Raw genomic sequence first — 20,199 nt, forward strand, 5'->3', positions numbered from 1 at the left:
CAACTCGTTATAATACTAATTATGTACAAACAACCAAGATATACCAGATTTCATATCAATAAGCATGAAAAAAGCCACCCTAATTATAATAAAGTGGCATAAAAAAACTGCCATCAAATAAATCTGATAGCAGAAAAATATTTTTATTCCATTATTTAGCAACATCTGTTCTATATTGCATACCATCGAAGCTTACTTTCTTAGCTTCGGCATATGTTTTTGCTCTTGCTTCTTCTAATGTATCTGCAAGGCTTGTGATGGCCAGTACTCTTCCGCCGTCTGTTTGGATCGTGCCATCTACTTTTTTAGTTCCTGCGTGGAAGAGGTATGTTTCTTGGTTTAATGTATCAAGGCCTGTAATGATATCCCCTTTGTGAGATGATTCTGGGTAACCTTGGCTAGCAAGGACCAGTGTCATACTTTGTCTTGCATCCCACTTAATATTGACATCAGCAAGGCGTCCATCAATACATGCATTCATGATTTCTACAAGGTCTGTTTGAAGTCTTGGAAGGACACTTTGTGTTTCAGGGTCACCGAAACGTACGTTGAATTCTAGGACTTTAGGATCATTTCCTTCAATCATAAGACCGATGAATAATACACCTTTGAAATCTAATTTTTCTTTTTGGAAACCATCAATGATTGGTTTTAAAATACGGCTTTCGATATTGGCTTTAACAGCTGGTGTGATGATTGGGTTTGGTGAGAAGCCACCCATACCACCTGTGTTTAAACCTTTGTCATTATCTAAAGCACGTTTGTAATCTCTAGCTGTTTCCATAGGTACGATTGTTTTGCCATCTACGAAGCAAAGAAGGGAAGCTTCGATACCTGTAAGGAACTCTTCAAGAACGATGACGTCTCCAGCACCTTCGAATTTGCCTGAGAAGATTTCACGGATGCCTTCTTCTGCATCTTCGTAGCTTTCGCAAATGAGTACCCCTTTACCAGCTGCAAGTCCGTCCGCTTTTACGACAACTGGTAAGTTAAATGTTTTCATAGCTGCAACGCATTCTTCCACTTGCTCTTTTGTAAAGCTTGCGTATTTGGCAGTAGGAATGTCATTACGCATTAAGAATTCTTTTGTAAAACGTTTACTGCCTTCAAATTCTGCGCATTCTTTGTTAGGACCAAATGCTCTAAGGCCTAAGCTATTAAATTTATCTACGATTCCCATTACTAATGGTACTTCAGGACCAACAATTGTTAAATCAATGTTTTCTTTTTTTGCAAACTCTGCTAAAGCATCGATATTACTTGCGCTAATCGCAACGTTTGTAAATGCTTCTTCAGTTCCGCCATTTCCTGGTGCCACAAAAATCTCGGCATCATTATGGAATCTCTTAACAGTATGGGCAATAGCAGATTCTCTTCCGCCATTTCCAACAACTAAAATTTTCATAGGAATTTGACTCCCTTCTAATTTTTGAATAGCTTCCACGAAAATGTGGTGTTCAATTTGATTTAAAATACGTTGTTGTAAGCTCTCTGGTGTATCCTCTGGTAATACATCAAGTTTCTTTTGAAGAATGATTTTCCCTGTATCTACGCCAGCATCAATATAATGAACAGTTGCGCCGCTTTCCTTTTCGCCAGCTGCAATAACTTTTCATGTACATGAATACCATAGCAACCCATACCACCAAACTTAGGTAAGAGTGATGGGTGAATATTAATAATACGTCCACCATAAGCATCTAAAAGTGTTTGATCAATGATTTTAAGATACCCTGCACAAACGACTAAATCTACTTTTTGTTCAAGTAAGATACTTAAGATGTTTGCGTTATATTCTGGTTCTTTAGGGTCTACAAAGTAATCAGGAATATTGTGTTTTCTAGCACGTTCAAGGCCGTATGCATCCTTTTTATTAGAAAGGACACATACAACTTTACTTTGCAAAGTACCATTTTCTGTAGCATCAATGATACTTTGTAAATTTGTACCACCGCCTGATACTAAAACACCAAGTCTTAGTCCTGACATAAGATCACACCCTTGTTACCTGGTACGATTTCACCGATTACGCTTGCTGGTTCACCGATTTCTTTAAGTGCTGCAAGTACTTTGTCGCTATCAGCGCTATCTACTACAAGCATCATACCAATACCCATGTTAAATGTATTGTAAAGTTCATTTACATCAAGTTTAGAAGTTTCTTCTAAGAATTTATATACAGCAGGTTTCTTAATAGCTTTTAAATTGATTTTAGCATCTACACCTTCTGGAAGTGTTCTAGGTACGTTTTCAATGAAACCACCACCTGTGATATGTGCGATACCTTTGATTGTAGCTGCTTTTTTAGCTGCTTTAACGGCTTTTACATAAAGTTTAGTTGGTTTAAGTAAAGCTTCACCATATGTTTCGCCAAGTTCTTCGCTATATTCATCAAGTTTAACGCCTGCTACTTCTACTAATTTTCTAACAAGTGAGTACCCATTACTATGTACCCCTGTTGATGGAAGACCAATGATTGTATCTCCAGCTTTGATTGTGCTGCCATCAATCATATCACAGCGGTCTACAATCCCTACTGCGAAACCAGCCACATCATATTCACCATCTGGATAAAATCCTGGCATTTCAGCTGTTTCTCCACCAACTAATGCACATTCACTTTCTTTACATCCATCTGTTACACCTTTTACGATATTTGCAATATGTTCAGGCGCAATGCGTCCTGTAGCAATATAATCTAAGAAGAATAAAGCTCTGCCCCACCACAAATAATGTCATTTACACACATAGCTACTGCATCAATACCAATTGTGTCATGTTTATTCATCTCAAATGCAAGTTTAAGTTTAGTCCCTACACCATCAGTTCCAGACACAAGTACTGGCTCCTTCATCCCAGCAAAAGCACCTAAAGAAAATGCCCCACCAAAACTTCCGATATCAGTTAAAACTCCAGGAATAAAAGTAGATTTAACATGTTCCTTCATCTGAGCAACTGCTTCATATCCGCGGTGTACATCCACACCCGCATCTTTATAAGTAATCTTTGTATTAGACATAGTTTCCTCCTCATTCTCTCAAACCACAAAGCCAAAACCCCTGGCCTTATACATATCTGATTTTATATTTTCAAATTTATACCTAAAACCTATTCGAACACACACACTCTCTCCCTCTCTGTAATCACCATCTACTCATAGCCCACAGAGATCTTACAATTTCCTTCCTATTCAAGCAGAAAGCATTAACTTTTTTCAAGAAGGAAACATTAACTTCAGTAATCATAAAACATTCACTGCCCACTACAAATACTGAACATTCACTTCTCAATCAAACAGGAAATATTCACTTTAGCAAGCACAAAACATTCGCTTTTCTCGTTCCAGCAAGAGGTCACTTGTAAGTGGTAAGGAAATTGTGAGGGAGAATGAGCTTAGACTTTCTTAACGAACGGAAGGTGTAGGCGAGTCTCACTCACAATCTCCTTACCCATTCTTGCAAGTTATTCCTCTTCAGGTGCCATTGTTATAGGCACTTCCATTGGATATTTGCCATCGAAGCAAGCTTTACAAAACTGATCTTTGAAGCCGCATGCTTCACGGAGTTCTTCTTCTCCTAAGTATGTAAGTGAGTCAGCTCCAAGCCAATCACAGATTTCATCTACTGTTTTTTGTGCACCGATAAGATACTGCCTATATGGTGTATCTATTCCGAAGTAGCATGAGTATTTTACAGGAGGTGAAGTGATACATACATGTACTTCTGCTGCTCCTGCTTTTTTGATTTGTTCTACAATACGTTTACAAGTTGTCCCTCTTACGATAGAGTCGTCAATCATAATGACACGTTTACCTTGTAAGTTTTGTTTAAGAGGTGAAAGTTTGATTTTAACTGCATTTTCTCTCATCTCTTGTGTAGGTTGGATAAATGTGCGTCCGATATATCTATTTTTTACAAGACCTTCCCCATAAGGGATACCTGATTCTTTTGAGTAACCAATTGCTGCTGGAATACCTGAGTCTGGTACAGCCATGACCATATCTGCTTCTATTTTTCTTTGTTTTGCAAGAAGACGTCCAGTGTTTACACGGAAATCATATACATTATCTCCATCAATTGTACTATCTGTTCTTGCAAAATAAATATGTTCAAATACACATAAGTGTTTTTGGCAATAGTTAGCTGGTTCAATGCTTCTGATACCTTCTTCATTAATTACAACAATTTCACCAGGTGCTACGTCTCTTACAAACTCTGCATCCATTACTTCAAGGGCGCAGCTTTCAGAAGCTAACACATACCCATCTGCAAGTTTTCCAATGCAAAGAGGTCTAAGACCATGTGGATCTCTGATTCCGATAAGGTCTGTACCTGTTGTAAGAACTAAGGCATAAGCACCTTTTACAAGGCTCATTGTATTTTTGATACCTGTTTCAATGCCTTTGTTACTATATCTTGCAATAAGATTTAAAATAGATTCTGTGTCTGTTGTAGAATGAAAGATGACACCACTATCTTCAAGGATTTCACGAATATTATCTGCATTTACTAAGTTCCCGTTATGCGCAAGACCAATATCACCGCGTTTGTATTTCGCTACAAGTGGCTGTGCATTTCTAACATCTTTATCACCAGCTGTTGAATAACGTACGTGACCAATAGCAATATTTCCTTGAAGTTCATTTAAAGACTTCTCATCAAACACATCAGCGACAAGACCCATACCTTTTTTAACTTCAATGTCACCTTTATTATTCACTGCAATACCAGCACATTCTTGCCCTCTGTGCTGAAGTGCAAATAATCCGTAATATGCCATGCGTGCTGCATTTTTATCTTCACGATAAATTCCGATTACACCACACTCTTCATGTAAAGAATCATCTTGTAAAAATTTCATTTATTTCTCCATCTCCTATTTAGTTACTCTTTTAAGCATTTCTTGGTAAACTTCTTCAACACCACCAAGGTCTCTTCTGAAACGGTCTTTATCTAATTTTTTGTTTGTTTCAGCATCCCAGAAACGGCATGTATCAGGAGAAATTTCATCAGCTAAAATGATTTTGCCATCTACGCGGCCAAGTTCGATTTTGAAGTCGATTAATTTAACACCGATTTTTTCGAAGTAAGCTTTAAGAAGTTCATTAATTTTGAATGTCATTTCTGTCATTGTTTTAAGCTCTTCTTCTGTCGCAATACCAAGTGCTAAAATATGATAGTCATTGATCATTGGATCGCCAAGTGCATCATCTTTTAAACAGAATTCGATAGTTGGGTTTTTAAGTACTGTCCCTTCTTCGATACCAAAACGTTTAGAGAATGAACCAGCAGCTACGTTACGAACGATTACTTCAAGTGGTACGATTTCTACAGCTTTAACAACTGTATCTCTATCATTAAGTTCTTCTACTAAATGTGTTTCAATACCATTTTCTTCAAGCATTTTACACATAATATTACTCATACGATTGTTCACAACACCTTTACCTACGATAGTACCTTTTTTCTCACCATTGAAAGCTGTAGCATCATCTTTGTAGCTTACGATGTAGTATTTAGGATCTTCTGTTCTGTAAACTTTTTTTTGCTTTTCCTTCATATAATAATTCTGTTTTTTCCACGATAATTCCCTCCATAATTTAGCTATATATTTCAATTAAATAACTAATTTAATACCTATTTAAATCTGTTACTACATAAATTTTTGACTTACAGCAGCATCTTTAGCAGCTACTTTTTCAGCCATTTCTACTTTATAAGCTTTAAGTCTTTCTTTAAGCTCAGGATTAGAAATTGCTAACATTTGTACAGCTAAAATCCCTGCATTTTCTGCGCCATCAATTCCTACAGTTGCTACTGGGATACCTGGTGGCATTTGAACAATAGATAGAAGTGAATCAAGACCATCAAGTGTACTTGATTTAATTGGAAGTCCAATAACAGGAAGTGTTGTGTAAGCTGCGATTACGCCGCCAAGGTGCGCTGCTTTACCTGCTGCTGCCACAATAACACCAACGCCTCTAGATTCTGCTGTTTTAGCAAATTCTTCAGCAGCTGCTGGTGTTCTGTGGGCAGAGATTACACGAACCTCTACCTCTACACCGAACTTTTTAACCATGTTAATACCTTTTTCTACTACAGGAAGATCCGAGTCACTTCCCATAACAAATGCGATTTTCATAAAACGCCTCCATACTAATTATTTGAAGTAGTTTACTCCAGATTCAAAGATTTTTTGATCTTTAAGACCTGGAATATTTTTGTGAACAAACTGACCAATACGTTCACTATGTCCCATTTTACCGATGATACGTCCATCAAGAGATACGATACCTTCGATATTATGCATACTACCATTTACATTGACATTACCATCACTGCTTACGCATCCATTTTCATCTACATATTGGCTAAATACTTGCCCTTTAGCGATAAGTTCTTTTAATACATTTTCAGGAGCTACGAAACGTCCTTCACCATGAGATAATGGAATTTCATAGATTTCACCAAGGTTTACGCCATTAAGCCATGGAGATTGCACACTTGTAATCTTTGTTTTAGCCATAAGTGAAATATGTTTACCTATTATATTGTAAGTAAGAGTTGGGCAAGCAGCATCCATATCTCTGATTTCACCATATGGTAATAAACCAAGTTTTACGAGTACTTGGAATCCATTACAAATACCAAGCATTAAACCATCTTGTGTATATAAGTGTTCATGGATTGCAGCTTTAAGTTTTTCACTTCTAAATACTGAAGCGATGAATTTACCACTACCATCTGGTTCATCCCCTGCTGAGAAACCACCTGGGAATGCGATGATTTGAGCATTTTGAATACCTTTGTATATCTTTCGATAGAATCTTCGATTTCACTGTTTGTACGATTTACGAAGAGTACTTCATTTACTTTTGCACCAGCTTTTTCGAAGACACGTCTTGTATCAAGTTCACAGTTTGTACCAGGAAATACTGGAATCATAACTTCTGGCTGTGCAATTTTGTTTTTAGCTACATAGATTTTACGTTCACCATTAAATGTGGCATCTACTGCTTTGTCTTCGCAATCTACTTTTGGTACGAATACTTTTTCAACGATTGAAAGCATTGTGCTTGCTATTTCGTCTAAGTTTAATGTAATACCATTTACAGTAAGTGTTTCTTCTTTTACTGTTTCACCTACTACAGTGTAGATATCATTTGGAAGAGCTGCTGCTGTATCAGCTGAAACTTCAAGGATTAAGTCACCATAGTTTGCTTCAAATGGTGCCATATCGAAGTTAGCATTTGCACCGATATTATTACCGATTGCCATTTGGCTAAGTGCTGCTACGATGCCGCCTTTACCGATTGCATAACTACTTCTTACTTTTCCTTCTTTGACAAGTGCATAAACATTTGCATATGCTTCATGCATTTTTTCGAAGTCTGGCATGAACTTGTCATCTTTTGGAATGCTGATATAAACTAATTTATTACCAGCTTCTTTGAAGCTACCGCTTACACATTCACTTGCATCACCTACGTTACATGTGAATGAAATAAGTGTTGGAGGTACGCTGATGTTTTCAAATGTACCAGACATACTATCTTTACCACCAATTGCTGCAAGACCAAGTTGTTTTTGAGCTGTAAGTGCTCCGAGAAGTGCTGCGACTGGTTTACCCCAACTATGTGCATCTCCCATTCTTTCGAAGTATTCTTGGAATGAAAGATATGTTTTTGTATAATCTGCACCAAGTGCTACAAGTTTTGCAATACTTTCAACCACTGCATACATTGCACCATGGAATGGAGATTTTTCTGAAAGGTATGGATCGAAACCATGTGTCATATATGTTGCTGCTGTTGTTTCACCTTCAAGTACAGGAATTTTAGCAACCATACCAACTTCTTTTGTTAATTGGTTTTTACCACCATATGGCATAAGTACTGAAGCTGCACCGATTGTACCATCGAATTGCATACCTAAACCTTTTTGAAGACCTACGTTTAAGTCTTTTAAGTTCGCTAAGATGCTTTCTTTAGTTAAGCTTACTGTACATGATTCTAATACTGGTGCTGCTACTTTAGCGACTCTTTGTTGAGTTACCCCTGCACTATCTAAGAAGTTTCTATTAATATGAACAACTTCTTTTCCTCGCCATGTCATCACTAATTCTTCTTCGGCTGTAACTTCTGCTACACATACAGCACTTAAGTTTTCTTTGTTTGCAAGAGTAATCATTTCTTCTAAATCTTCTTTTGCAATAGCAATTGCCATTCTTTCTTGAGATTCAGAGATTGCAAGCTCAGTTGCATCAAGTCCCATGTATTTAACAGGTACCATGTCAAGGTTAATGCGAAGTCCTTTTGCGATTTCACCGATTGCTACGCAGACACCACCAGCACCGAAGTCATTACAACGTTTGATACGTTTAGAGAACTCTGGGTTTCTAAATAATCTTTGAAGTTTTCTTTCTTCTACTGGATTACCTTTTTGTACTTCACTACCACATGTTTGAAGTGATTCTTCTGTATGTTCTTTAGATGAACCTGTTGCACCACCACAACCATCGCGTCCTGTAGCACCACCTAAAAGTAAGATCACGTCACCAGCTACTGGTTCTTCACGTTTTACGCTAGATTTCTTAACTGCACCAACTACAGCACCTACTTCTAAACGTTTTGCTTTATAACCTTCGTGATAGTATTCTTTAACTTCACCAGTTGCAAGTCCGATTTGGTTACCATATGAACTATAACCATTTGCAGCTGTTTTTGTGATAACACGTTGTGGAAGCTTACCTGGAATAGTATTTTCGATAGCTTCATTAGGATCTGCTGCTCCTGTGACACGCATTGCTTGATATACGTAACTTCTTCCTGAAAGTGGGTCACGAATCGCACCACCAAGGCAAGTTGCTGCCCCACCAAATGGTTCGATTTCTGTAGGGTGGTTATGTGTTTCATTTTTGAAGAGAATTAAATAATCTTCTTTTTTACCACTTACATCAATTGATTCTTCAATTGTACAAGCATTGATTTCTTCTGATTCTACTAGTTCTTTAAGTTTGCCTTGTTCTTTTAAATATTTCACAATGACTGTTGCCATATCCATGAGACATACTTTTTTATGTGTGCGTCCGAGTTCTTCACGCATACTATAGTAGCCTTCTAAAGCTTCTTTGATAGGCTCTGCAAATTTGCCGTCCTCTACTTCAATATCTATAAGCTCTGTCATAAATGTTGTATGTCTACAGTGATCAGACCAATATGTATCTACCACTTTTAATTCTGTGTAACTTGGATTTCTATTTTCACTTTTGAAGTAATTTTGGAAGTAAGCTAAGTCTTCAAGACTCATTGCAAGACCTTCTTTTTTTCTAAAAGCTTCAAGTGCTACTTCATCCATATCAATGAAACCTTCAAGAACTTTTACATCCTCTGGTACTGGATAAGTCATATCTAAGCTATCTACTTTTTCAAGGCTTACTTCTTCTGATTCTACTGGGTTAATAACGCTTTTTTTGATTTTTTCTTTTTCAGCTTCTGTAAATTCTCCTTCAAGCATATACACTTTAGCTGTTTTAACAATAGGATTAAGTGTGCTGTCAATTGTACGAATACATTGTACACATGAATCAGCTCTTTGATCATATTGTCCTCTTAAAAAGCTTACGGCAAAAGTAAAGTTGCCACTCTTCTCTACATCTTCCTCAAATAAAACATCTGACTGTGGTTCAGAGAAAATAGTATTTAATGCTTTTTTATAAGCTGCTTCGTTTACATATTCGATATCGTAGCGATTTAAAATTCTTAAATCATTTACATTTTCAATATGTAAGAACTCTTTAAGCTCCTTCTTCATACGTTTAACTTCTACATCAAAACCTTTTCTCTTTTCTACATACACTCTGAAAACACTCATTGTGGTTCCCCTTTCATAAGTATTACCTGTTTTAGCTATTCTAAGATTAACACAATAGGTATTCAACGTCAACAAAAATTCGAACATTAATTTTAGTCAAGTAAATATAGTTCGGTTATTTAAAGTGAAACTATGTAAATAACCTATTTTTTATGTTTTTTTACTATTTTATCCTTTTTATACACAGGATAATCAGCCTTTTCCCCGAACATTGTCCATCTCCTATGTGTTTTATGTATAAAACTTTTGATGAATTAATACATTTTTTGTGTATTTTTTACTTAATTTTTTAAAATATTGTAAAGTACATCTCATTTTTATAGAATATTATACTTTCTCCCCCATAAAATTACAACTTGTTTACGTAAATTTTCTCATAAAAAATCACATGTATCACCCAAGTTTTTTAACTAAAAGGATACATGTGATTATATGCAATATTACGCGTCATATTTCCACTCACTTTATTATGTTATTCATTATCAAGCATTAATTTCAGTTTCTTGAGAATACGTTTCTCAATACGGGACACTTGAACCTGTGAAATATCTAGTGCCTTAGCGATCTCGGTCTGAGTCTGATCTTCAAAGTACCGCATGCTAATAATCTCCCGTTCAAGGGTAGCAGCCTTTCAATCAGCTCTCCTAAAACAATCTTGTCCACCACGTTACTCTGCTCAGACGGCGACTCATTGAGCTTCTCTGACAAAGTAATCGGCTTGCCATCACCTTGATAAATAATGGCATTTAAAGATTCAACCTCTGCATTGGATTCTAGGGCCAATGCCACTTCTTCTACTTCTAAATCCAAGCCTGCTGCGATTTCACTAATGGTCGGCTCCCTATTGTACTCCTTCATCAGTTCTTCCTTAATCATGCGGACTTTATAAGCTGTCTCCTTCAAAGAACGGCTGACCTTAATTATGCCATCGTCTCTTAAAAAACGCTTAATCTCTCCCACAATCATGGGGACTGCATAGGTTGAAAACTTCACATTAAAGCTTAAGTCAAATTTCTCAATGCTTTTGAGAAGCCCTATACTGCCTATTTGAAATAAATCTTCCATATCATAGCCACGCCCCACAAACCTACGAACTAAACTCCATACAAGTCCCATGTTTTCCTGTACAAGTATTTCCCTTGCACCATCATCACCACTTTGAGCTCTTTTAATTAATTCAAGGGTATGATCCATCCTCTTTCCCACCTTCTCTCTCGCTTCTCCCCTAGTTTCCAAGAGATTTTTTCATTTTTACGCTAGTTCCCTCACCTACTTTAGATTCTACAAATACTTCATCCATCATGGACTGCATCACGGTGAAACCAAGGCCTGCACGGTCTTCATCATCTGAAGTTGTATATAAGGCAGTCATGGCTTCTTCTACATCAGCAATGCCTTTTCCCTGATCAATAATCTCTACGCTAATCGTGTCATCTTCATAAGCACATTTAATCGTAATCTTTCCTTCGCCATTTCCCTCATAAGCATGAATAATACAATTAGTTACAGCCTCTGAAACCGCCATCTTAATATCATATAAAGTCTCCACCGTTGGGTCCAGTTGTGAAAAGAAGGCCGATACGGCTGTTCGCGCCAGTCCCTCATTCACTGATTGACTTGCAAATTGTATCTCCATTTCATTTTTCTTTAGCATCTATATTAATCCCCCTTGCTTCAAGCTTAAGTTAACGCTTTAAGTGCTTGTAATTTATTTTTATACACATGCACGATTTTGGTAATCCCAGACATGCTGAGTAAGCGCTCTACCTTAGGTGATGCGTTATAAAGCCCCACTTGTCCACCTAATAAAGCTGCGCTCTTTACACGTCCCATTAAAAGGCCAATGCCAGAGCTATCCATGAACTCTACATATTCAAAATCAAAGAGCATATGTTTATAGCTGCCTTTGCTGTAAGCTCTCTCTATATCATCTTTTACAAGCTTACATGTATGATGATCTATCTCTCCGCCTATACAAACAATAAGCGTTTTATCTTGTGTAAAATATTCTACGTTCAAAAGGCTATCCCTCCTTATATCAAAAATATCATTTAATATTTAAAATATAATTTAGAATAGCCCTTTTCCTAATATTTGTCAATAAAATTCCATAATTTTACTGATAATAATTTTATTTCCAGTTTGTTTGATTAATTTGACTCAATGTCATTAAGTGCATACCTAGACCACTGAGCTTCTTCAGTTTCTGGATAATTTTCAATAACTGCATCAAAGTGCGTTCTGGCATTCATGGTATCCCCTAAGCCTACTTCAGTCTTACCTAAATAATAAAGTATACGCTTCTTATTATAATCCTCATCTGTCGCATAAGATAAGGCTACATCTAGACTTGTCTTCGCTTCAGAGAAATTTTCATTATGAAGGTCATTGTATCCCTTATTACATAGGCTTTCTGCTGCTTTTGCATAAGCGGTTTGTTTCAATTCTGTGTACTTAGTGAAATCTGCACCCATTGCACCTTCCGCCCCTATGCTATAAAGCATGGCTGCTGCTTCTTCATATTCCCCTTGAGATATCAAGCTTTCACATTCTGCAAGTTTCTCCTGACTATCTTGCTGCGTCATACCTGTTCCCAATGCACCCTCTTGATTTAAGCCTTGAGCATTACCTACCTCATTGGTACCACCTGTATAAACTGCATTATCAGATTCTAACTTCTTATTTTCTGCTTTTAAATCATTTAATTCTTTCTCATTTTCAAGTTTCAAAGTGTCCATAGCCGTATTTAACTCTTTATTTTCATTTTCAAGTTTAGCAATCTGCTTTTTATAACTTTGAATATTCACAGATGGTCTTGGTATAATCGCCATAACGATGAGCCCTACCAAGAAGCATAAAGCGCCTCCTAAAATCAGCTTATTACGATTTAAATCAAAGGCTTTGCCTGCTTGTTTCTTTGCCCCATATTCCTTTTCAAATGGCATGATTTCTTCCACTTGTTTATCTTTGATTTCACTTAAGTAGGCTAAAGCTCTCGTATTGTGATGGTCAATATTGAGTACCTCTTCTAATTGTTCCTTTGCCTTTCTGATTTGATTCGACTTAATATAACATAAACCTAATAATATTCTGGCTTCAATTAAATTAGGCTGAATGCCTACAGCTTTCTTAAGTCTAATCGTAGCCACGTCTTCATTGCCATCATTTAAATAATTTAAAGCCTTATTATAAAGATTAGAGGCATCTGTATAGCGTTCTAATGCTCTAGGATCTTTTTGTACTCTAGCAATATAATCTGAAGCAATATTATTTTCTTTTTTAAGGGAAGTACTCAAAATCCATGATTTAAGTGCAAGTCCCATCTCTCCCATTTCATAATGAATAAGCCCTAGTAAATTACGCGCCTCTATATGATACTTATTAAAATAAATTGCCTGTCTTAATAATTCCTTTGCATTCGTTAAGTTTCTAAGCTTAGCTGCCTTGAAACCTTGTATGTAATAAGCTTCACTTTTTAAATAACATTTCTTGGCCCAAGCCACTGGTTTGCCACACTTCCTACATTCGTCCTCATAGGTTAGTGGGCCGCCGCAATATGGACATACCTCTACCATGATTTATCCCTCTTTTCTTGAGCTATGGGTATCATTTAAACTATTCCCAAAACTTTTAAGTACATCTATCATATCTTCAAGAGTTTCATTCTCTAACTGTTCTTCTATATGTTCAATATCCATCATTGGTTTAAATTTCTCTAACTCCCTATCAAAATCTAACATAGATACCTCTCCTTGTTTTTTCTGAATTTATTTATTTTTCCACTTATTCATCACAATCATAACACAATACATCTAAAAAAATAGCTTGTTCTTCTACTTTTACTAACCATTTACTTGTATATCTGTTTAGTACCTTCTACGACTTGACACTTTCCCAAAAAGATTGTACGCTAATTATCATATGAACTACAGAAAGAGGTGGCTCTATTGGCTACAAAAATTGACGATTGTTCTTGTACAATCATTCACGAAGATCTCGTTAAGAAAGCTTCTGACGCTATGATTAACAATGAGTTAGCATCTAGTCTTGCTGACCTTTTTAAAATATTTGGTGACCCAACCCGCGTGAAATTACTCAGTGCATTAGGCACTACTGAAATGTGTGTCTGTGACTTAGCCGCATGTCTCGGCATGACACACTCAGCCATTTCCCATCAATTACGTGTCTTAAAGGCTTATAATCTGGTTACACCACGCAAAGAAGGTAAAGTAGTTTACTACTCATTAGCCGATTCACATGTCAATGCCATCCTTTACACAGGACTCGAACATGTTAATGAATAAAACGCAAAAGGTGCTATGATATACGTCTACTTATAAACGCATATCATAGCACCTTTTTAAACTTACTTTTTAATGCTTCATATCTTTTCTAAAGAAATCCGCATGACACCAGTTACACTTGCCATTATACATCTGATATTTTCCCAAACGGTGTCCACAATTTGGACATCTATATACAACGAGATTAAACCATCCAAAATATACTAAAATGGGTACGACACCTATTTGAAAAATCCACCATTTATCCGTTGCTGCACCTATTATAAACAAGATGACTAATACTGGTATGAATAAAATATGCTTACTATATTGCAGTATAATCTTTGAATACTCCCTTTGAATCTCCTCATCTGACTTATGACGCTTCATCATTCCCATCTTCCTTCATCTCTAGTTTGCTTTTTGAATTTATTTTCACACCAATTAACTAAACTACTTAAAGCAAACATAAGCAAAATAAATGGAATGAGTATAAATAGATTTGTAGAAAGCACAGGTGTTCTTAATGTTCCACGAATGTTTTGATATAATCTTTCATCAAGTACTATTTCTAAATTGTCTTTAGGCATCTTATCTGATACATATTGATAAGTGTGCTTCTTCACCCTCTTAAAATGCACATTACTACTTTTGATGATTGGCATTTCGTCATCTAAATATAGATTGATTGTTAAATCAGCAAAGTTCTTCCATACAGAAGCTGGTATAAGATAATAATTTAATTCCCCAGTTTTCTGATTACGTCTCCCTTCAGGATACCCCCCTAAGTTATAACGATAAAAAACAACGACTTCATAAGCTTCATGAGGCACAAAATTCATTTCAAAACTTACAGCATCCACACGCTGTTTCTCACTCACACCTGTTGTATCACCCTTGGTAAATATAGTATACTTCCAATCCTGTCTTTCAATAGTTGAATCATAGTTCAAGATATAATTCGTCACAACAAAAGGAGTCTCTCTCCCTCGCAGCTTAACCTTTACTAAACTTTCTTTCGTATTAGGTGCTAAAAACATCGCATAGGATGTTACATCCTCATCTGTAACATTTTGCAATTTATAAGTCGCCACAAGCTCTGCTTGTGCACCATGCATTTTGATATCTAGTACTTCAGATAAAACTTCTATCTTATCATTCTCCTTAAAGGTTATAGTAGACGCAACATCTGCCACCTTCGGCGGCTGCGAACTAGCATAAACACACTGCCCCAATAATAATATGCAAGCTAAAATTAATTTCAAACACAATCTGATCTTCCTCATTAGTTCCCCTCCAAATTAATTGTTAACATTAGTATTTTATAAACCCAATCCCTCTATCATTTTGTTGTTTATATCCCCTTAATCAAAATATCAGTCATCATTATGCCCTTATCTAATATCATAACAATTATATGCTAAATGCTTATAATGTTCACCCTATTAGCTTCAATTAACATTTTACATTGCATAATATGTATTTTTATACCTTAAAATTATATGTTTTTATACATTAAAATTTTGATTTGTTAACAAATGATTCTTACCTACTTCCCTATTAAATCACAATTTTCCATAAAATACAAAAAGAAGCAGTTCCAATTAAGCATCTGCTTACTGGAACTACTTCTTCGCTACCCACCTTTATCAGCCTTGAAAACTCAAACTCTTATAGGTTACTTAACTGCCAGAAACGCACACCTTCAGCCCCACCTACCTTAGCCCCTCAGCTTTTAATAAGTTCAGACTTAAGATTATACACTTCTTTTATCATCATCTGTCTCTATAAAAGTTTAAGGCTCAAAGGAGGGGCTCCTTAAAGTCATTGCGGGTACCATGAACAATCCCTTTAAGGCTCTGATCTTAATCTTTGTTTTTCATTATTTTAGGTGTAATGTAAGTCTCCGTCTTATAGCACGCCAGCAGCTTCTTTGCGCTGCCTATAAGGACTGTAGCCATGATGGAGCTCCACTTTAATAGGTTAGACATCTGGGGTATGGGTGCTTATATTGATTACTTAGATTAAGCTATTGTACTGTGCAACTTTGCCTTACACTTATCTATATGTCTCTTCTTTTTAGATTCCCTATTATTTTAGATAAAAAGTGTTTAGGGCAATCATTTCTTTCCATGACTTAGACGCATACCCTCCATCTGAAAATAGAAGGACATATTTGCCCTCTTGATTTTTCACCTTTACTGCACATAATCCATCACTATGCCAGGTATATTAATCATTTTCACACTGGCAGCCATAAACGATTTTTCTTCTTAGTCGTTATCCCAGACGCCTTGATCATATTGCAGTGATCTCCTCCAAATGGTAAATAAGGCGATACATACACTGATCCTGTGTGAAATATTCTAATCTTAATCTCTTCCATATGTGTTCCCTCTTCATTCATTTTTTGACATAGATATTATAACTACTTCACTTTCACCTTAACACGACACATTTATCCAAAGTGTCCAAACATAAAAACTGCCAGCCCTTTCTAAGACTGACAGCTTGATTTATTGATTCGTATAAGCCTGAAGCGTTCTTCTTATCAACTTTTCTATATCATAAGGATTCTTTAACCAATACTGATAAGCGGCAATTGCCTGGGTGGCAACCATTTCTAATGTAAGCTCTTTATTTCGCACATCCACACTTAAAGTAATTCTCTCATAAAGATGATATTTAATACCATTAAAAGTGCTTCATTCATTTCTATTAGTTTACCAATTAAGCGATTCTCAATGTCTATTAAACAATCATCAATTACATTGTAATACGTATAAAAAGTACTTCTAGCAACAGCTGCCCTTGAACATAATTCTTTTACGGAGATTTGATATATCTCCTTTTCCTCATAAAGTGCAATAAGCGCCTGCTCCAAAGCTTCTTGTGCCCCAGTAAGTTGGACCCCCTTTATCTTGTTCATATATCCATAAGGATTCATTGATTTCTTCAAACGGAATCATTCTAAGATGCTCAAAATCTATTGCTCGTTGATCCTTTTGACCAAATTCAATATCAAAATACTCTTCTAAATTCCCACCATAATAGATACCATCTACATCATGAATGGAGTATATAGGAATATTCTCCCCTTCTACCATAGGCATATAGCTAACATCTTTTAAGCAAATAGCATATAAACTCAAAGTTTAAAGAACAAGTCATCAAACAATTAGGCAAGCACTATACAGATGAAGGCTCAGGAACTGTTATATTAGTCTATCCTCTAACCGATGGCGGACATGCATTTTTAGCCTTTTGGAATAATCAGCTTACTAATATAATAGTTAAGTATCAAACAGGAGAAGTGAAGAAAATTATTACCCCAGATAGTTCATAAAGAAATACACCTCACCTCCTTATTTGCATAATTTTAAGTTCTGTAATCTTTTACCCCTTACCTTTGTATAGAAAAACTTATCAGTTATGATTCTCTCCTCAATTAAATATACTTTTTTGCCCATAATAAAAGCGTCGTAATTCTACGACGCTTTCCGTATTTATTCATATGTAATTCCTATACGTGCTAAATTTTCCCTTTTAATTTTAGCGGCTATATACATTATCTATATTTCTTAACCATTAATGCACAAGCCAGCATTAAAAATAAACTTGATATCCATATTGCTTTTAATCCTAATATTCCAGAGCATATGCCTCCTAATACTGCACCTATTGCAAATATGAAAATAATCCCATAATAGCATAGTGCTCTTTTGAGTGTCTCAACTTTCCTATCTCTTAAATAAACAGATAAATTAGAGGTCCCACTTCTAAGATTTCCTATACACATGGTACTTGCATAGGTAAATCCTAGCATTTTACGAAAGCTCTGTACCTGCATGGCACAAGCAAATGACACAAGCATTGTTGCCATAGTATTATACTGCGTTGGTATGAATCCTACCATAAAGAGGATGACCACTTCCAGCAGCACAACGATTTGCCGCCAATGGAATTTAGATCTTTTATAACTGTGTTCAATCATTTCTGCTAGGAGCACACCCAATGCAAAGGCAACAATAGGCAGCAAATACTGTAGCCCTATATACCACTCTCCTGCCATAAAGTGTTGACTCATCAATATAACATTTCCTGTTTGCGCATTAGCAAACACTTCATCTCTTAAAGCATATGTATAGGCATCTTGAAATCCACCTGATAAAGTGAGGATACTACTTAAAAGGAAGGTTTCCGATGTCTGTATTTTGTTTTCATGTTTATCCATTGTTATCACTTTCTTTTTAAATTATTTAAACTCACTCCCCATAATCTATGTAGATTATATGTAAGTATTTTATTTTATTCGAAATTTAATGTCAACTAATGTCTTATAAACAAATAGTTTTTATACAAAGCAAAAAGTGCCGTATTTCTACGACGCTTTTACTTTTATTCCTATGTATGCAATCCTTATTTCATATTAAACTCAACGCTTTCAACTTGTTGGATCACATATTTTGCTTCAGCTTTATCCGTTACTAATTGTGCTTCACCTAAAGCTTTAGAAGCAATAATTGCATCCATTGCAGCACTTATTGCTTCTGCGGTTAGGCTCTCACTTGGTGTATTAATTGTAAGCTTTTCCTCCCCACCAGCTGCTGTATTAAATGTAAGTACTAAGTTTTTCTTTTTAATTTCTGCCATTTTGATAACCTCCTTATTTTATTTGTCATACTTTCTTTCCCTGACTTAGATTATTCCTCAATGAGAACTGTTTCTTCCACTTTTACAATAGTTTCTACTGGAGAAGCTACTAAGTTTGCAACTGCTTTACCTAATGCATTTAAGCTTTCATTAGAAGCTGCTGCGTTACAGTGAGCTACAGTTTGAGAACCTTTTTCTAAGTTAAGTACTAACTTAATTCCTTTAAGTACTGTTGTGACTGCCATTCGTATCACCTCCTTACAACCTTATACATGTAACTCAAAATAACTTTCCCTAAAAATTTATAAAAGTTTTTTTCTTCTTTAAAAAGGCCATAAAACAAGAGGGACTACGAAATTATCTTTTCATAGTCCCTCTTTATAGCAACTTATCTTATGCTTTTAAAGCTTATATTTCTAATGATCCTCTACAATTCTCCCTATACGTCTTACAAATTCCTTCGGTCTTAATCTCGCCATTTCTCCATGGCCCATATTTCGCATGGTGATAAATCTTACATTAGGATAGCTTGCTTTCACGAATTTTAAATCTCTCCTACGTGCTTTTTCTTCTCTATCTCCGAACCAATATTGCAACTGACCGTTGTATTTAGGTACTGTCCTTGGTATTTTATAATTATTACTCGATTCAAAGGTGCGCCATATGGTTTTCCTAGATATAAATCTGAAGACATTATAGATATATTTTAAATCCGCTTCTCCATATGTGTCTGAACGAAAGGCTTTTCTTACTGCTACTAACCCACCTCTTTTTATGCTGCGCATCATGAGATAATCTTTGATGGCGATGTATCTTGTTACAATCTATGGCAGCTTATAAGGTGTGATGCCACTTTCGATGACAGCATGTGTGATTTTCACCTTTTGTTCTGCTAACATTCTAAGTACAATAGCCCCTCCCATAGAGCAGCCATATAGAAGGTCTATTTGATCATATCCATGATGTATGAGCCATTTCGCCATGTCTCTAGTAATCTGCTCTGCAGATGTGAAATCCTCATGCCTATTTCTCTTATCATAGCCCGGAAGTGCTGGAATAATGAGATGATACCGCTTCTCTAAGAGAGGAATGACCTTATCAAAGTAATCCCAAAATACGATAGCTGGATGTAATAACACTAATATCTTTTCATTTTGGCTTCCATACTCACGGATTGTCATTTGTATAACCTTCTTTCATTAATCACATTTAAAACAATTTTCCTACACATTACAGTTATTTCTACTATTTTTATTATATCTTAACGAGTTGTGCTAGTTAAATTTACAAGTAGAATAAGCTCCAATCATATGATATCTTACTCTTACATCACAAAAATAGGGGGACATCATATGTCAGTGCTCATTTTAGCAAACGATTTAGAGATGTTT

At 35.9% G+C, this 20,199-nt stretch carries 19 protein-coding genes and 5 pseudogenes; 1 reads left to right on the forward strand and 23 read right to left on the reverse strand.

Annotated features, from left to right (window positions below):
- Positions 1 to 151 precede the first annotated feature (151 nt).
- The 12 genes and pseudogenes from purD to JCM14822_RS21015 form a co-directional block, all read right to left on the reverse strand.
- The gene (gene purD / locus JCM14822_RS15015; protein ID WP_054743177.1) at positions 152 to 1,405 is read right to left on the reverse strand and encodes a phosphoribosylamine--glycine ligase; all 1,254 of its coding nucleotides are present in this window, start codon (positions 1,403 to 1,405) and stop codon (positions 152 to 154) included.
- 87 nt (positions 1,406 to 1,492) lie between these two features.
- Positions 1,493 to 1,989 (reverse strand): annotated as a pseudogene (gene purN, locus JCM14822_RS15020) (phosphoribosylglycinamide formyltransferase); the annotation flags it as partial.
- Positions 1,977 to 3,019, reverse strand: a pseudogene (gene purM / locus JCM14822_RS15025) (phosphoribosylformylglycinamidine cyclo-ligase). The pseudogenes purN and purM, both read right to left, overlap by 13 nt.
- Before the next feature lie 443 nt (positions 3,020 to 3,462).
- The gene (gene purF / locus JCM14822_RS15030; RefSeq protein WP_054743164.1) at positions 3,463 to 4,860 is read right to left on the reverse strand and encodes an amidophosphoribosyltransferase; all 1,398 of its coding nucleotides are present in this window, start codon (positions 4,858 to 4,860) and stop codon (positions 3,463 to 3,465) included.
- A 15-nt stretch (positions 4,861 to 4,875) separates the two neighbouring features.
- Positions 4,876 to 5,581, reverse strand: a pseudogene (purC, locus tag JCM14822_RS15035) (phosphoribosylaminoimidazolesuccinocarboxamide synthase).
- 71 nt (positions 5,582 to 5,652) lie between these two features.
- Complete coding sequence (purE, locus tag JCM14822_RS15040) at positions 5,653 to 6,141, reverse strand: 5-(carboxyamino)imidazole ribonucleotide mutase (RefSeq protein WP_054743165.1); 489 nt, start codon at positions 6,139 to 6,141, stop codon at positions 5,653 to 5,655.
- Between the two features lie 18 nt (positions 6,142 to 6,159).
- Positions 6,160 to 9,872 (reverse strand): annotated as a pseudogene (locus JCM14822_RS15045) (phosphoribosylformylglycinamidine synthase).
- A gap of 472 nt (positions 9,873 to 10,344) precedes the next feature.
- A pseudogene (sigF, locus tag JCM14822_RS15050) lies at positions 10,345 to 11,066 on the reverse strand (RNA polymerase sporulation sigma factor SigF).
- A gap of 31 nt (positions 11,067 to 11,097) precedes the next feature.
- Positions 11,098 to 11,526 carry an anti-sigma F factor gene (gene spoIIAB, locus JCM14822_RS15055; protein WP_054743166.1) on the reverse strand — a complete coding sequence of 143 codons (429 nt, stop codon included), beginning with the start codon at positions 11,524 to 11,526 and terminating at the stop codon, positions 11,098 to 11,100.
- Between the two features lie 26 nt (positions 11,527 to 11,552).
- Positions 11,553 to 11,891 (reverse strand): STAS domain-containing protein, encoded by a 339-nt coding sequence (locus tag JCM14822_RS15060; protein WP_054743167.1) that lies wholly within the window; start codon positions 11,889 to 11,891, stop codon positions 11,553 to 11,555.
- 131 nt (positions 11,892 to 12,022) lie between these two features.
- Entirely contained in the window at positions 12,023 to 13,447 is a 1,425-nt protein-coding gene (locus JCM14822_RS15065; protein WP_054743168.1) for a tetratricopeptide repeat protein, read from the reverse strand.
- Positions 13,448 to 13,450: 3 nt separating this feature from the next.
- On the reverse strand, positions 13,451 to 13,612 hold the full coding sequence (locus tag JCM14822_RS21015) for a hypothetical protein (RefSeq protein WP_172674836.1): 162 nt from the start codon (positions 13,610 to 13,612) through the stop codon (positions 13,451 to 13,453).
- Positions 13,613 to 13,819: 207 nt separating this feature from the next.
- On the opposite strand from JCM14822_RS21015, the gene JCM14822_RS15070 reads away from it, so the two are divergent.
- Positions 13,820 to 14,176: an ArsR/SmtB family transcription factor gene (locus JCM14822_RS15070; protein WP_242861524.1), complete on the forward strand. Its 357-nt coding sequence runs from the start codon at positions 13,820 to 13,822 to the stop codon at positions 14,174 to 14,176.
- A 69-nt stretch (positions 14,177 to 14,245) separates the two neighbouring features.
- Here the strand turns inward: JCM14822_RS15070 and JCM14822_RS15075 are convergent, their stop codons facing one another.
- From JCM14822_RS15075 to JCM14822_RS22040, 11 genes are all read right to left on the reverse strand, one after another.
- On the reverse strand, positions 14,246 to 14,548 hold the full coding sequence (locus JCM14822_RS15075) for a hypothetical protein (RefSeq protein WP_054743170.1): 303 nt from the start codon (positions 14,546 to 14,548) through the stop codon (positions 14,246 to 14,248).
- Complete coding sequence (locus JCM14822_RS15080) at positions 14,545 to 15,441, reverse strand: hypothetical protein (RefSeq protein WP_054743171.1); 897 nt, start codon at positions 15,439 to 15,441, stop codon at positions 14,545 to 14,547. The genes JCM14822_RS15075 and JCM14822_RS15080 overlap by 4 nt, the downstream gene beginning before the upstream one ends.
- Positions 15,442 to 16,397: 956 nt before the next feature.
- A complete protein-coding gene (locus JCM14822_RS20540; RefSeq protein ID WP_157047811.1) occupies positions 16,398 to 16,541 on the reverse strand; it encodes a hypothetical protein in 144 nt (47 codons plus the stop codon).
- A gap of 130 nt (positions 16,542 to 16,671) precedes the next feature.
- A complete protein-coding gene (locus JCM14822_RS20545; RefSeq protein WP_157047812.1) occupies positions 16,672 to 16,809 on the reverse strand; it encodes a hypothetical protein in 138 nt (45 codons plus the stop codon).
- A gap of 2 nt (positions 16,810 to 16,811) precedes the next feature.
- Positions 16,812 to 17,039 carry a hypothetical protein gene (locus JCM14822_RS15085; RefSeq protein ID WP_054743172.1) on the reverse strand — a complete coding sequence of 76 codons (228 nt, stop codon included), beginning with the start codon at positions 17,037 to 17,039 and terminating at the stop codon, positions 16,812 to 16,814.
- A complete protein-coding gene (locus JCM14822_RS15090; RefSeq protein ID WP_054743173.1) occupies positions 17,011 to 17,268 on the reverse strand; it encodes a hypothetical protein in 258 nt (85 codons plus the stop codon). The genes JCM14822_RS15085 and JCM14822_RS15090 overlap by 29 nt, the downstream gene beginning before the upstream one ends.
- 455 nt (positions 17,269 to 17,723) lie before the next feature.
- Positions 17,724 to 18,389: a YoaK family protein gene (locus tag JCM14822_RS15095; RefSeq protein WP_054743174.1), complete on the reverse strand. Its 666-nt coding sequence runs from the start codon at positions 18,387 to 18,389 to the stop codon at positions 17,724 to 17,726.
- Positions 18,390 to 18,574: 185 nt separating this feature from the next.
- Positions 18,575 to 18,808 (reverse strand): DUF2922 domain-containing protein, encoded by a 234-nt coding sequence (locus tag JCM14822_RS15100; RefSeq protein WP_054743175.1) that lies wholly within the window; start codon positions 18,806 to 18,808, stop codon positions 18,575 to 18,577.
- 50 nt (positions 18,809 to 18,858) lie between these two features.
- Positions 18,859 to 19,053, reverse strand: a complete 195-nt coding sequence (locus JCM14822_RS15105; RefSeq protein ID WP_054743176.1) for a DUF1659 domain-containing protein — start codon at positions 19,051 to 19,053, stop codon at positions 18,859 to 18,861.
- Between the two features lie 171 nt (positions 19,054 to 19,224).
- On the reverse strand, positions 19,225 to 19,596 hold the full coding sequence (locus tag JCM14822_RS22035; RefSeq protein ID WP_242861525.1) for a hypothetical protein: 372 nt from the start codon (positions 19,594 to 19,596) through the stop codon (positions 19,225 to 19,227).
- 36 nt (positions 19,597 to 19,632) lie between these two features.
- Positions 19,633 to 19,989, reverse strand: a complete 357-nt coding sequence (locus tag JCM14822_RS22040) for an alpha/beta fold hydrolase (protein ID WP_242861526.1) — start codon at positions 19,987 to 19,989, stop codon at positions 19,633 to 19,635.
- Between the last annotated feature and the right edge of the window lie 210 nt (positions 19,990 to 20,199).

It is taken from the genome of Cellulosilyticum ruminicola JCM 14822 (genome assembly GCF_001311925.1).
Taxonomy (GTDB): domain Bacteria; phylum Bacillota; class Clostridia; order Lachnospirales; family Cellulosilyticaceae; genus Cellulosilyticum; species Cellulosilyticum ruminicola.

What these genes read in the sequence shown, in the direction of transcription:
- purD (WP_054743177.1), bottom strand. Translation starts at nt 1,405, where the DNA reads ATGAAAATTTTAGTTGTTGGAAATGGCGGAAGAGAATCTGCTATTGCC.
- purF (WP_054743164.1), bottom strand. Translation starts at nt 4,860, where the DNA reads ATGAAATTTTTACAAGATGATTCTTTACATGAAGAGTGTGGTGTAATC.
- purE (WP_054743165.1), bottom strand. Translation starts at nt 6,141, where the DNA reads ATGAAAATCGCATTTGTTATGGGAAGTGACTCGGATCTTCCTGTAGTA.
- spoIIAB (WP_054743166.1), bottom strand. Translation starts at nt 11,526, where the DNA reads ATGCTAAAGAAAAATGAAATGGAGATACAATTTGCAAGTCAATCAGTG.
- JCM14822_RS15065 (WP_054743168.1), bottom strand. Translation starts at nt 13,447, where the DNA reads ATGGTAGAGGTATGTCCATATTGCGGCGGCCCACTAACCTATGAGGAC.
- JCM14822_RS21015 (WP_172674836.1), bottom strand. Translation starts at nt 13,612, where the DNA reads ATGTTAGATTTTGATAGGGAGTTAGAGAAATTTAAACCAATGATGGAT.
- JCM14822_RS15075 (WP_054743170.1), bottom strand. Translation starts at nt 14,548, where the DNA reads ATGATGAAGCGTCATAAGTCAGATGAGGAGATTCAAAGGGAGTATTCA.
- JCM14822_RS15080 (WP_054743171.1), bottom strand. Translation starts at nt 15,441, where the DNA reads ATGAGGAAGATCAGATTGTGTTTGAAATTAATTTTAGCTTGCATATTA.
- JCM14822_RS20540 (WP_157047811.1), bottom strand. Translation starts at nt 16,541, where the DNA reads ATGGAAGAGATTAAGATTAGAATATTTCACACAGGATCAGTGTATGTA.
- JCM14822_RS15090 (WP_054743173.1), bottom strand. Translation starts at nt 17,268, where the DNA reads ATGCCTATGGTAGAAGGGGAGAATATTCCTATATACTCCATTCATGAT.
- JCM14822_RS15095 (WP_054743174.1), bottom strand. Translation starts at nt 18,389, where the DNA reads ATGGATAAACATGAAAACAAAATACAGACATCGGAAACCTTCCTTTTA.
- JCM14822_RS15100 (WP_054743175.1), bottom strand. Translation starts at nt 18,808, where the DNA reads ATGGCAGAAATTAAAAAGAAAAACTTAGTACTTACATTTAATACAGCA.
- JCM14822_RS15105 (WP_054743176.1), bottom strand. Translation starts at nt 19,053, where the DNA reads ATGGCAGTCACAACAGTACTTAAAGGAATTAAGTTAGTACTTAACTTA.
- JCM14822_RS22035 (WP_242861525.1), bottom strand. Translation starts at nt 19,596, where the DNA reads ATGATGCGCAGCATAAAAAGAGGTGGGTTAGTAGCAGTAAGAAAAGCC.
- JCM14822_RS22040 (WP_242861526.1), bottom strand. Translation starts at nt 19,989, where the DNA reads ATGACAATCCGTGAGTATGGAAGCCAAAATGAAAAGATATTAGTGTTA.